Origin of the sequence: Acinetobacter sp. BD54, assembly GCF_044778325.1 — a bacterium.
Lineage (GTDB): Bacteria > Pseudomonadota > Gammaproteobacteria > Pseudomonadales > Moraxellaceae > Acinetobacter > Acinetobacter baumannii.
Genome location: NZ_JANJEP010000001.1, coordinates 352,895 through 366,037, shown reverse-complemented (window position 1 = coordinate 366,037; position 13,143 = coordinate 352,895). Strand labels below are relative to the sequence as shown.

At 39.5% G+C, this 13,143-nt stretch carries 11 protein-coding genes; 3 read left to right on the top strand and 8 right to left on the bottom strand.

Features of this window, described 5'->3' with window-relative positions; all coding sequences use genetic code 11:
* Nucleotides 1-7 precede the first annotated feature (7 nt).
* Both NQ782_RS01785 and NQ782_RS01780 read right to left on the bottom strand, forming a co-directional pair.
* Nucleotides 8-511, bottom strand: a complete 504-nt coding sequence (locus NQ782_RS01785) for a low molecular weight protein-tyrosine-phosphatase (RefSeq protein ID WP_000388070.1) — start codon at nt 509-511, stop codon at nt 8-10.
* 300 nt (nt 512-811) lie between these two features.
* Nucleotides 812-2,056 carry a lactonase family protein gene (locus NQ782_RS01780; RefSeq protein ID WP_086231120.1) on the bottom strand — a complete coding sequence of 415 codons (1,245 nt, stop codon included), beginning with the start codon at nt 2,054-2,056 and terminating at the stop codon, nt 812-814.
* 225 nt (nt 2,057-2,281) lie between these two features.
* Here NQ782_RS01780 and NQ782_RS01775 point away from each other — a divergent pair, with 225 nt between their 5' ends.
* Both NQ782_RS01775 and NQ782_RS01770 read left to right on the top strand, forming a co-directional pair.
* The gene (locus tag NQ782_RS01775; protein WP_086231113.1) at nt 2,282-3,439 is read left to right on the top strand and encodes an iron-containing alcohol dehydrogenase; all 1,158 of its coding nucleotides are present in this window, start codon (nt 2,282-2,284) and stop codon (nt 3,437-3,439) included.
* Nucleotides 3,439-3,873, top strand: a complete 435-nt coding sequence (locus tag NQ782_RS01770; RefSeq protein ID WP_086231114.1) for a thioesterase family protein — start codon at nt 3,439-3,441, stop codon at nt 3,871-3,873. Before NQ782_RS01775 ends, NQ782_RS01770 begins: the two co-directional genes overlap by 1 nt.
* 47 nt (nt 3,874-3,920) lie before the next feature.
* On the opposite strand, the gene NQ782_RS01765 is transcribed toward NQ782_RS01770, so the two are convergent.
* From NQ782_RS01765 to amvA, 4 genes are all read right to left on the bottom strand, one after another.
* Entirely contained in the window at nt 3,921-6,149 is a 2,229-nt protein-coding gene (locus NQ782_RS01765; RefSeq protein ID WP_086231115.1) for a phosphocholine-specific phospholipase C, read from the bottom strand.
* Nucleotides 6,150-6,176: 27 nt separating this feature from the next.
* A complete protein-coding gene (locus NQ782_RS01760) occupies nt 6,177-6,329 on the bottom strand; it encodes a hypothetical protein (RefSeq protein WP_002011867.1) in 153 nt (50 codons plus the stop codon).
* Between the two features lie 144 nt (nt 6,330-6,473).
* The gene (locus tag NQ782_RS01755) at nt 6,474-8,516 is read right to left on the bottom strand and encodes a DNA polymerase III subunit gamma/tau (protein ID WP_267581171.1); all 2,043 of its coding nucleotides are present in this window, start codon (nt 8,514-8,516) and stop codon (nt 6,474-6,476) included.
* A gap of 173 nt (nt 8,517-8,689) precedes the next feature.
* A complete protein-coding gene (gene amvA, locus NQ782_RS01750) occupies nt 8,690-10,168 on the bottom strand; it encodes a multidrug efflux MFS transporter AmvA (protein ID WP_057093121.1) in 1,479 nt (492 codons plus the stop codon).
* A gap of 124 nt (nt 10,169-10,292) precedes the next feature.
* Here amvA and NQ782_RS01745 point away from each other — a divergent pair, with 124 nt between their 5' ends.
* A complete protein-coding gene (locus NQ782_RS01745) occupies nt 10,293-10,871 on the top strand; it encodes a TetR family transcriptional regulator (protein WP_002046935.1) in 579 nt (192 codons plus the stop codon).
* Nucleotides 10,872-10,918: 47 nt separating this feature from the next.
* Here the strand turns inward: NQ782_RS01745 and NQ782_RS01740 are convergent, their stop codons facing one another.
* Together NQ782_RS01740 and NQ782_RS01735 are read right to left on the bottom strand one after the other, a co-directional pair.
* Nucleotides 10,919-12,178 carry a serine hydrolase gene (locus NQ782_RS01740; RefSeq protein WP_057093124.1) on the bottom strand — a complete coding sequence of 420 codons (1,260 nt, stop codon included), beginning with the start codon at nt 12,176-12,178 and terminating at the stop codon, nt 10,919-10,921.
* Nucleotides 12,179-12,249: 71 nt separating this feature from the next.
* Nucleotides 12,250-13,104, bottom strand: coding sequence for a MaoC/PaaZ C-terminal domain-containing protein (locus tag NQ782_RS01735; protein WP_001097350.1), 855 nt, complete (start codon nt 13,102-13,104; stop codon nt 12,250-12,252).
* Between the last annotated feature and the right edge of the window lie 39 nt (nt 13,105-13,143).

Here is a 13,143-nt window from a genome sequence, read left to right as displayed (position 1 = left end):
CCTGTTTTTAAACATTTAATTGTTTTTTTAGGATATTAATCCACGCCAACGCACTTGATTCACATTGGTCGAGTACACGTTCAAAGCCCTCATCTCCACCATAGTAAGGGTCAGGCAGAGCTTGTTGTGGATATTGAGGATCATGTTCACTCATTAATGCCACTTTTGCCCGAATTTGATGACTGCCAAATTGGAAGATAGCTCTTTGTAGCAAGTCGTGAATATCATCAAAGTTTTGATGATCCATTGCCAAAATCAAATCAAAATCTAAAAAGTCTTGAGTTGAAAGTTGTCTTGCCCGCAAAGAAGATAAGTCATAGCCTCTTTTTTTTGCATGCAATTGGCTACGCTGATCAGGTGCTTTATTTGGATGATAGTTACTTGTTCCAGCTGAATCGACAATGATATTGAGTTGATGCTGATCACAATAATGTCTAAAAACCACTTCAGCCGTGGGAGAACGGCAAATATTTCCTAAACAGACACATAACACCTTATACTGTGCTTCCATTAGAAATTTATTCCAACCACTTAAACTAAAAAATAAATAAGTATTTTACACGCAAAAATCTGCAAAAACCCGACAAAATTATTCATTATTATCAGGTTTGAATTGACCATTGTGACAAGCCCTCATTTTCTCAAAACTCACGCGGCTTGAAAAGTAAAATGAGAAATTTTAAAGGAATTTTCTATGTGCTCAATCCTCAACTCAATCTTGATTGTCTTTCAAGATTGAGTATCTGTAGCAATGAACACTGAAAAATGTAATAGCTTATAAATATTGCAGGATCAGTGTGAGAAAAAATTATTAAAAGAATTTGATATCAGTTGGAGTCGATATTTTAGCTGCATCGCCTAAAGGTTTTAATGAGCCATTTTTGGTATCAAAACGGAATAAACTAATGTTATTACTATAAACATTCGTCACATACAGATATTTACCTGACTCATCAAATGAAAAAGCACGTGGTTCAATACCATTGGCCTTATAAACTTGTGGTTGACCTAAAAGCCCATTCTGTTGGATTTTAAATACCAAAAGTTTGTTGTCCGCACCACGATTTGCAGCGATCACATACTTACCATTTGGACTAAGAATAATTCCACTTGCACTCTTGAATTCAGGTGTTTTGTCTTCGTGAACCAGTTTTAGCTCAGCGACTTTTTTCAAATGGCCATCTTGTACGTTAAACGTCACAATTTCACTTCGCATTTCCGCGGTAATGTATGCCTGTTTACCATTTGGTGAAAAGACCATATGACGTGGACCAGAACCATGCTTAAAACTCACATCTCGGCTCTTGTCCGCTTCAAGTGGTTGAGGCTTACTTGGGTTGTAACGAAAAGCATAGACTTTGTCATTTCCAAGATCACTTGCATATAAATACTTACCATCTGGGCTAAAAGTTGTCGAATGGGCATGGCCACTATCCTGACGCCCTTTAACATGACCAGAACCCTCCGAAAAAACAATATTTTGTACCATTTCACCCAAATGTCCATTTGGTAAAATTGGCAAAACAGCGACACCGCCACGTCCTTTATCAAATGCAGAATAATTCGACACAAATAGGAATTTACCATCTAAACTGATGGATGCATGTGTTGGATGCCCGCCATGACTATTTACCGTATTCAATACCTCTACCTTTCCATTTTGAACCGATAATGCCGTTACCGCCCCTTCATTTTCTTCATTAGTGGTATATGCAAAACGGCCATCTTTCGATTTTACAACCCAAGATGGACTTTTCATTTGCAATACCTTAACAGGAGTTAAGGTCCCGTCAGCATTAACTTGTAGCTGGTACAAACCTTCACTGGCTTTTTCTGGTTTTTGCACAAGCGGTGCATCTGGGATAGATGTCCAGGTTCCTACTAAAGCGATTTGTTGTTGTGCTGCGTTTACTGTAGAGCCCCATCCAAATGACAAAAGCGTCAATGATAATGTTGCTGTTAATCTTTGAATTAGCTCACGATACTTAATATTTGCATATCCATTTTTGTCGGTATCCTTGCCGTATCCAGTTTTGACATCAGTATCTATTTTCACATGCATATCCTTAAAAAAATTTACCTTATTTGCATTTACCAATAAGGTATTCACAATCTAATTTCATTTAATGATTTTGAAAATTAGTTTATAAAATGCCAATTTTCAAGTGAATTTTCTTTAACTAAATGCAGCTTAAAAGCACAGCTACTTTTAAGAGAATTTGCAGAATGAATCCTATAGAATGCATCTATAATAATTTTCAAAAATAAGGAAATAATGTATATGAGCCATTTTCAGTTTCAGACCGTTCCCAACATTATTTCAGGACTCGGTTCTATACAAGAATTACAGAATGTGTTGGCATCAAAAACTTACCGCAAGTTATTACTGGTAACAGATGCAGGTATGATTAAAAATCAGTTACACCGGCCTATTCTTCAAATTTTAGATACTCTTAAAATTGAACATGTCATTTATGCTGATGTTCAGGCCGACCCACCAGAGCAAGTGGTATTAGATGCAGCGAATTATGCTAAACAGCAAAATGTAGATGTTATTGTCGGCTTTGGAGGCGGAAGTTCTTTAGATGTAGCCAAAGTGATTGCCTTACTCGCACATCCTAACCAAACTCAAAACCTACAAGAAATGTATGGGGTAAATCAGGTCAAAACAGCCCGACTTCCACTTATTTTAATTCCCACTACAGCCGGTACTGGCTCGGAAGTGACGCCCATATCAATAGTGACTACAGGTGAAACGACAAAAATGGGAATTGTCTCTCCGGTACTCTATGCCGATACAGCAATTCTTGATGCAACTTTTACTCAAAATCTACCTGCCCATATTACGGCTGCTACAGGTATTGATGCGATGGTCCATGCCATTGAGGCATATACCTCTAAACATAAGAAAAATATTTATACCGATATTTTAGCGAAACACGCTTTGAAGCTGCTGAACCATAACTTACCGAAAGTTCTTAAAAACGGTAATGATTTAGAGGCACGTCAGAACATGCTGTTCGGCTCAATGCTTGCGGGTCAGGCATTTGCAAACTCACCTGTTGCTGCCGTGCATGCTTTAGCCTATCCATTGGGTGGACATTTTCATTTGTCGCATGGACATACCAATGCTTTGGTGCTCGTTGAAGTACTGAAATTTAATACTCCCTATGCCAAACAATACTATGCAGAACTTATGCAATGGCTAGACCCATATAGTAACGGTAGCACCGATGGGTTATGTGATCTGTTTATTGACCATATGCAAAATCACTTAGACCGTAGTGGTTTGACTTTAAAACTTAGTGAGTTAGGTATTGAAGAGTCTAGCTTACCAATACTTGCTCAAGATGCCATGTTGCAAACTCGATTACTACAAAATAATCCACGTGACATGACAGAAGCAGCTGCTTTAGCAATTTATCAGGCGATTTATTAATGACTAAACCCGTTTTAAAAACTCGTGATCAATTTAAATTCTTTTTAGATATTCAAACTCGCTGGGCAGATAACGATATTTACGGTCATGTGAATAATGTGACCTACTATAGCTATTTTGATACGGCAGCCAATGCATTGCTCATCCAGAAAACAGGTTTTGATATTCATGAAGCAAAATCAATTGGTTTAGTCGTCGACTCAGCTTGTAGCTTTTTTCAAGAGTTATCATTTCCAGAAGTTATTCAGGTAGGCGTTGCGATTGGTAAAATTGGTACAACATCTTTACGCTATGAATTGGCAATCTTTAAACAAGGTCAAAACCAAGCGTCAGCTCAAGGACATTTTGTGCATGTGTTTGTTGATCGCGAAACACGCAAGACTGTTCCAATATCCGAGTCAGTCCGTGAAGTTTTAGAGAATTTCTTATTATAAAAATGAGGCAAAAAGAGAATAAGTTCCTCTTTTTGCCTCATCCTAACTTAGATCATTGCAGGATCACTAAAGGAGTCCTCACCTGTTTCGACTCGGCCAGCAAAACGTCGGTAATAATACGGATCACTCTGGCTCGTAACTTCAAAATCATACCAATGCCCAACATCAGCCAACGACCAATGTTGCTTAACAACTTGTCCCGCTTTTATGGTCAGTTGCAATGGCGCATCATGTCGATATGCACAAGGTTTTATTGTCAATATTGTATCCTTGGTTCCCTCATTCATGAGTTCGACATAAACATCACCATTAGCAATGTCATAGCACACTCGAATTTCAGGTTTAACACCACTATCGATAATACGTTGAGTATCCCCTTTAAAATGACGATGGTAGCCATTTGGACCAAGTACCCATAGGTCATAACGGCCTAAGTTATTGTTTAAAGCATCCCACTCATCATCTAAAGTTTTATTCGGCTCGACAATATAACGCTTTGGAATACGGTCTAAATTGAGCTTGTCATATACGTGGAAAACCGCTGCCTGCTTACCCGTATTAGAAAAAATCAATTGCACCTTACCATCTGCTTTACAACGCGCACTGGTATGCAACTCATAAGGTAGCGCCCGTGATAGACGGATCCCACTTTGCTGAATTGGTAATTTTACATCTGTAGGTACAGGAACAGCTGGCAAAGCTTCTTGGTTTTCCCTTAGCGCATCTGCCTGCACACGTGTTTGTTTACCACTCAGCTGCGGTAAAACACCTGCATTTGGTGTTTTAAAGTTAAATGCACTGGTTAAATCACCACATACTGCACGGCGGTATGGACTGATATTCGGCTCTTTTACACCAAAACGTTTTTCTAAAAACATGAGCACGGAAGTATGATCAAAAACTTGTGAGTTGACCCAACCGCCACGACTCCATGGAGAAATCACATATAAAGGAACACGAGGACCCGGACCATAAACTCGTCCATCAGGTGTAGGCTGTGAATGGCTCCCCTCAGGTGCAGCATGATCAAAATATTCATCTTGCATATCAGCATTGCTTAGTGTCGATTTACCTGCGTACTGGCCGTTTTTGAGTCGAGATGGTGCTGATGGCGATGGCATATGGTCAAAGTAACCATCATTTTCATCAAAGTTGATGAGCAGAGCCGTTTTACTCCACACCTCTGGTACAGCAGTTAATGCATCAATAATTTCTTGAATAAACCAAGCTCCTTGAACTGGGCTTGAAGGGTCTGGATGTTCGCAGTATATCGATGGCGCGTTAATCCAAGAAACTTGAGGTAACTTCCCTTCACGAATGTCTCTTTTAAAAGTGTCGAGATATTCTTCTGGTTTATTGCCCGGTAGCGTATTTGCAATGCCTTTATAGAGTGGATTTTTGGTATTATCAGTAGCCGCATCATAGGCTTTATACGGTAGTTTTTGACCCGTATCGGCATATGGTTTATTCGGCTCCCCACCGCTTGAAACGGGATAACCGGATGCAATGTTGGCCTTTCTAAAAGAACGGAATGCACCCAACATATTATCGCCCCATTCATCTGGCATATTCTGATAACAAATCCAGCTTATCCCTGCTTCTTCTAATCTTTCGGCATAGGTTTTCCAAGTGTAACCACGGTCTGCCGTCGCTGGGTTACCATCAATCCAGTCCCATTCATTATTTACAAATGAACGCTTAGTCGGTGTTGCACCATTGGTACCAGTTAAATGAAAAGAGCGGTTCGCATCTGTTCCGGTGTGCATGGAACAATGGTAAGCATCACAAATCGTAAAGGCATTGGCAAGTGCAAACTGATATGGGATTTCTTTTTCTTTAAAATAGCCCATAGATATATCGGTTTTATGAGTTGGCCAGTTTGCCATACGTCCATTGTCCCACGCCAACTGACTGTCATCCCACGTATGAGGCGTACCATCTGCACGCTGTGCATTATTGGCTGTTCCATCTAAGTGAAATGGGGTTAAAACCTGACCATTACTTCTCAGCTGTTCCCATACACGGCGACCATTTGGCAGAGGGATCGTAAAACGGTCAGCAAAACCTCGAACACCCTTTAACGTACCAAAATAATGGTCAAAAGATCGGTTTTCCTGCATTAAGATGATGACATGTTCAACATCCTGAATAGTGCCCGTTTTATTATTTGCAGGAATTGCTAGAGCTTTTTGAATACTCGATGGGAAAGCCGCCAACGCTGCAGCGCCAAAGCCCATATTTAAAGAGTAATTTAAAAATTTACGACGTGTAATCATGATCAAATTCTTTTTATTATTGTAAGTTTATGGAGCACAGCGCATGACAGGCTTTTTACCTGTGTCAGGTGTATTCGAATTATCATTTGCCGAGTCGTTACAACCACTCAGCAGAATGGCACCGATTAATAAAAAATAAGAATATTTAAAGGAAATTGTTCCTGTGTATTGCCTTTTCATGACGATATATAGTCCATTTAAAATCTAAAATGGCTAACATAGAAAAGTACAATGACAGTGGCGTGACCTGAATATTTCAATCCAGTGAAAACTATGAAAATTCTATTTTTTCAAGTTTCTCACCAGATCAAAACTCAATTGAACTTAAGGCTTTAATTGAATATTTTGCAGCTCACCATCAAAAGTCTCTATGAGGCTTTTAATAACGGGTTGTTGCTGTAATAGTTCTGTAGCCCGATGGAAAGCTTTTTCTTTACGAACGCTTTGCATAACATACGGTGTAGCAGTATTGACTGCACCATACTCGACCGTAAATTGTGTATTTGGCCACTGCTGCTTTAAAGCTTCAATTAAGGCTTGTTGTAGCTGAGTCAACATATTTTCATATTCTTGAGGAATATGGAAAACCGTGTTGCCACCAATTTCCCCAGTCATCACACCATGTTGAGCAAGTTCTTGAACGGCTGGAGAAAGCTGGCTATTTCTAAACCAAAACTCCCACTTTTCAAGTGTCCACTCACCTTCCAAAGTTTGTGATGGCAACTTTAAAATATCTTGTGGCATCAGTTGGCTGTTATCTGTTGCGTTAGGCTCTTTTACCACCGCAACTGTTTCAACAATTTCAGCTTGCACCAATGACTGTTGCTCAATAACAGATTCAGAAACCAAGTCATAAGCTGACATATCTTGAGCAAGTGAAAATTCAGCACTCGATGCTTCAAATAAACCTATAGGCTCAGCAGTAGAAGCTGGTTCAGGTTCGATTTGTTTGACTTGGGTTTCAGCCTGAACTTGTACTAACTTTTGTTCTGGTACCGGAATGAAATCTTCCTCAAGAACACTAACAGTATCTTGAACAACAGCTGACTCAAGTCCAATCAACTCATGATGATTTGGGTCAAATACCATTAAGTCCTGATTAGGCCGAGGTTCAGGTTCAGGTTCAGGTTCAGGTTCAACCATAGCGGGTTGGCTAATAACTTCAACAGGCTGAACAGCACTTACAGGAGTAATCTCTTGGGCTGTTTGAGCTTGTGAATTTAGGCCTACTTCTGCTTGCCCATTTTGTTGAACAGGTTCTGAAACTAAAATTTCATTTGGTGCTAAAGGACGGAATGCCAATAATCGTAAAACGCACATTTCAAAACCTTGCTCTTGCGTTACGGCAAGCTGCAAGTCTGAACGGCCTTTACATGCGATTTGGTAGTAAAGCTGCAAATCTTGAGCAGAAATCAGTTTAGAAAGCTGAAGAATTTTGGCATTAATTTCTTCACTATACTTTAAGCCGAGCTCTGGTAAATATTGTAATAAAGCCAACTCATGCAATGTTGAAATGAGCTGATCCAGTACTAACGAGACATCTAAGGCTTGATATCTAAATTGGAGTAATAACTGGCTCACTTTTTCACGTTGGTTTTGATGAACCGCTAAAATCAAATCATATATGATCGTACGGTCAATCAGGCCAAGCATTTCTTTAACATCTTGATGATGTACAGCACCTTGCCCATAAGCAATGGCTTGGTCAGTTAAAGATAATGCATCACGTAATGAACCTTGAGCAGATTCGGCAATTTGCCAAATTGCATCTTGGTCAGCAGCAATCTGTTCTTTTTCAAGAATAGCACCGAGGTGCTTGGTAATTTCATCGACAGCTAAAGGTCGTAGAGTAAATTGCAAACAACGTGAAATAACCGTAATCGGTAGCTTTTGTGGGTCTGTCGTAGCAAACAAAAACTTAACGTGTTCTGGTGGTTCTTCTAGTGTTTTTAATAACGCATTAAAAGAATGCGTAGAGAGCATATGTACTTCATCAATCAGGTAAACTTTAAAACGGCCTTGCGTTGGTGCATAAGGAACGTTGTCTAAAAGTTCACGCGTATCTTCTACTTTTGTTCTTGAAGCAGCATCGATTTCGATTAGGTCAATAAAACGGCCTTCATTTACCGCCTTACAAGTGGCACAAACTTCACATGGCGTAGAAGTTACACCTGTTTCACAGTTCAAACACTTGGCTAAAATACGTGCAATTGTAGTTTTACCTACACCACGCGTTCCTGTAAATAAATAAGCATGGTGAAGACGACCGCGTTCCAATGCACTACTTAATGCACGAGAAACATGGTTTTGTCCCACTAACTCATTGAAATTACGTGGACGGTATTTTCTAGCAAGTACTTGATACATGTATGCTCCTTGTTACAGGCATAAGCATACTTTGTTTTTAAAAGAGTGTGAACGTATAAAGCTCATATCCGTACAGATAAACTGCGAACTACATCATTTGTCTGGACTATCAGTGAATTTTAAAGTTTCGAAGAAAAGGTTCTCTACCGAAACTTTAAATACTGTGAAAAATATTAATTTACTTTCTTCGGAAAACTAAACCAGACAAATACAGTTAAAAGGAAGAAACAGATCGCTGAGAGGGTAAGTACCCAACTATGGGCATAGCTAAAAGCTTGCTGCGCCACTACAATTAATTGCCCTCCTAAAGGATTTTCAAGGTTAGAGGCTAATTGCATGGTTTCTCCAATCGAGATACTCGCTTTTTCAATTAAGTTTGACGGAAGCTCGGCTGGCAAAATAATTGAGCGGCTATAAAACCAAGACAACATTAAACCAAAAATAGCGACACCTAAGCCAGCGCCAAGTTCATAGGCCATTCCCTCAATGGCACCTGCTGCACTCGCCTTTTGAGGGGGCACAGATGACATAATGGCAGCAGTTGAGGCCAGTAAGGCAATCTCAATACTAAAGCCCAAAAAGACCATACACGTCCATGCTAAAAAGTGGTCGGTTGAAAAGTTGAGCTGAGCAAGCCCCCATAAACTGAGCGCGCTCACTAAAATACCTAGGCTCGATACTCTACGTAAACCCCATTTATTTAAACAAATACCTGCTAATGGACCACCTAAACTAATTGCAATCATAAATGGAATAATAAACATCGCCGCCTGTAATGGAGAAAACCCGTGTACAAATTGCAACTCCTGAGACAGTAATAATTCAAAGCCAACCAAAGCAATCATGGACACAACTGCCATAACAATACTGGTAGAAATCACTGGATGTTTAAATAATTCCAGATCAATCATTGGTGTCATAGCTCTTTTTTGGCTTCGAATGAAGTGAATTAATGTGCTTATACCCACCACAAACATCACAACCGTGAGCACCGAGAAGTTATACATAGCCGATTTAATTGAATAGATGAGGCTTAAAATTGCTACAACCAAAACTAAAGCTTGCCCTAAGTTAATTGGCTGATCAGTTTTCTCTTGTTGTTTAGGAATGATCATCACGATCATAACTAGAACGACTAAAATGATCGGGATATTAATGAGGAATACAGCTCCCCAATGGAAATGCTCTAATACAAAACCACCGACTAATGGACCAAAAGCTGCTCCACCTCCACCTACTGTAGACCAAAGACCAAGTGCAAAATTTCTCTGCTTTTCTTCGGTAAAGGCATTACGGATACCGGATAAAGTGGCAGGAATAAGCATAGCTGCCCCTAGACCTAAGACAGCACGAGAAGCAATTAAGGCATAGGCTGTTGGAGAAAAAGCCGCAGCTAAAGAACCAACACCAAAAACTGCGGTTCCAATAAATAATAATTTTTTAAAGCCGATACGATCACCGAGTGCACCCATCGGCAAAATCAAACCCGCCATAATCAGTGAATAAATATCAATGACCCATAAAAGCTGATTGGCAGTTAAATTCAATGCTGCACTTAAAGATGGTGTTGCAACATGCATCACCGTTGCATCAATCGTAACAGGTAAATAAATGAGGACGATAATTGTCAGGATTAACCATTTTTTTTGCATAACGCTCTTCAATATCCAAAACTTGGACATGTGTTCAAATCATGGTTATTATATACACAATTGGACACTTGTCCAACTTTTAGTTTTAATGTAATTTGTGTCGAATTCAGTCAGGTGAAAAAACATGGCCTATCTTAATCGCGATCAACGCAGAGAAATGATTCTGCAAGCTGCCATGCAAATTGCTTTGGCTGAAGGTTTTACAGCCATGACGGTACGCCGAATCGCAACAGAAGCACAAACATCAACCGGACAAGTTCACCACCACTTTTCTTCGGCATCTCATTTAAAAGCTGAAGCTTTTTTAAAGCTGATGGAACAGCTTGATGAAATTGAACAAACTCTCAAAACAACTAGCCAATTTCAAAGACTCTTCATTTTATTAGGTGCAGAAAACATAGACAGACTTCAGCCCTACTTAAGATTATGGAATGAAGCTGAACTCTTAATTGAACAAGATATTGAAATACAAAAAGCGTATAACCTCGCCATGCAAAGTTGGCACCAAGCTATTGTGCAATCGATTGAATGCGGTCAAAAAGAAGGCGAATTTAAAAATAGGTCTAATTCCACAGATATTGCGTGGCGACTCATTGCCTTTGTGTGTGGATTAGAAGGGATTTATAAACTTGGTTTACAAGGTTTAGTTGAAGAAGATTTTAAGCGTCATACCGAAGCAATTATTCGCCTAGAATTATTATAAATGTTGAGCTGGCATTGCTTAAAAATACCAGCTTTAAAATACTAATATTAGAACCAGCCTTTACGGCCTTTTAAAATTTGGTCGGTGCAACGTAAAGCTTCTTGAGTCAGCCCCCACAAACGATAATCGCCTGTAATTGAACCAATCTGGAAGTTATGGGCATAGGCAAAGCTGAGGTCACGCTCAGGATCACACCACGCTCCTGAACCATTGTAACCAATATGCCCAAATCCATTTTTAGCTCGTTTACCCATGGTAATAATGCGGTGATAGCCTAAACGCCAATTCATCGGTATTGGCATGACACGATCACGTGCATAACTTTGAATAGTACTAAGTTCTTTAAATATTTCTGGGCGAATCAATTGCTGTCCATCCCATTCACCTTGATTTGCTAGCATCGCATAAATTTTAGCAAGGCTATTTGCAGTAAATGTCCCGTTCGCTGCCGGAATGACTGCTTGCAGTCCCTCATCACTAAAGAAACTAAAATTTTTCATTCCTTTTGGAATCATGGCATCCTGAAAATCTTGCGGGTCTTGACCCGTCCATGTAATCACTTTTTCAGAGAGTGAACTCTTACGCGTCTGTGGCTTTTTAGGTTTTTCAACTTGAGTAGATGCTGGTTTTTCTGGTTTTGGTTGAATAATTAAACGTGCTACACGATCCAACTCACTTGCAGGCGTTCCAAAATAGGCACCATCTAACTGTAATGGCTCAACAAGATATTTTTGCATGAGCTGATCTAGAGATTGACCAGTTGCTTTTTCAAGTACGCCACCGACTAGCCAACCGAATGTTAAAGCTTGATAAGCATTGCCCTCTCCTGCAAGGAATCTTGGCTTAGTCGCCGCGACCACCTCTAACATATGTGACCAGTCGAGCATTTCTCTCGCACTTTCGATGATATTTCGAACATCAAACATGCCGCTTTGATGGCTTAGCACATGACGTAAAGTCATTTGCTCTTTTCCATTTTGAGCAAACTCAGGCCAATAGGTCGCAATCGGTTTGTCGTATTCTAAAAACCCTTCACTTACCAAAATATGCGCTAAAGTTGCAAGTACACCTTTACCCGTAGAGTAGCAAACTGCCAATGTGTCAGGTTGCCAAGCTTCAGTTTGTGATTTTAGACCGGTGTAGATATCTACAACTTTTTGGCCTCTAAAATAAACCGCTAAAGCAGCTCCACCTTGTCCGGTTCTAGCATCTTGAAGACGGCTAAACTGGTGAGCTAAATCAATAAAACGTTCATCCAAAATACCATGATAGTTATGGGTATCGGCCAGTAAAATCTCTTTAATCACATGAAGTTCCTTGCATTTTTTGTTATTTTGCTCAAAAGCAGCCCAAACCTCTGTTCAGGCTGCTGATATTTTTATAACGCTTTTACAGTTCCTGCAACATGCGGTTTTTGTGATTTGGCATTACGAATCAAGAAATCAGTCTTTTTATCTGCATTTGCAGTTAAAAACTCAACTTTTGACGGTAAGAACATTGGCAGCTTAAACCATACATCTGCTTCATAAGCATTTGGTAATTCAAGGTTTGCTAATGCTTTAGCTTTGCTCCACATACCATGCGCAATTGCTTGCTTAAAACCAAATGCTTTTGCAGTAATGGCATGAATATGAATTAAGTTAAAATCACCAGACACTTTCGCATAACGGCGACCAGTGTTTTCTAAAATATTCCACTCTGCCTTTGGAACATAAGCTGGTGCTTGTTCTTCTTTGGCTTTCTCACCCACTCTTTTCTCGACTTTTTGGCGAGATAAATAAGTCGTTAAGCCTTCCATCACCACTTCATTGCCAACTTTAGCCGTGGTAATAAAGTCAAACTGAACACCTTTATCATGCGGTTTTAGTTCCCCAAATTTGCATGACAAAGTAAGTTTTTCAGTTACACCAATTGGTCTGGTTTGTTTAATCTGGTTACGGATATGAACTAAACCTAAAATTGGAAATGGAAATGCTTCTGCCGTCATCATATGCATTTGCAGGCTTTGAGAAAGTACCGCTAGATAAATTGCTGGTACAAAGCCATTATTTTGAAAGCCACATACTTCGTTATAAGCCTTCAAATGATTCTGATCAATTTCTAGGGTATCTACCACATATTCAACTTGCGGTAAGATTTTTGGGCCTTTCGGTTTTTTAAAAATTAAACCTTGCACTACTTTTGGATAAGCCAATGCCGCTTTTGGTAGCTGGCTAAAATGACGAGTATTCATACCTAACCTTTTATAATTTATAGATTTTTGAATAAAAAA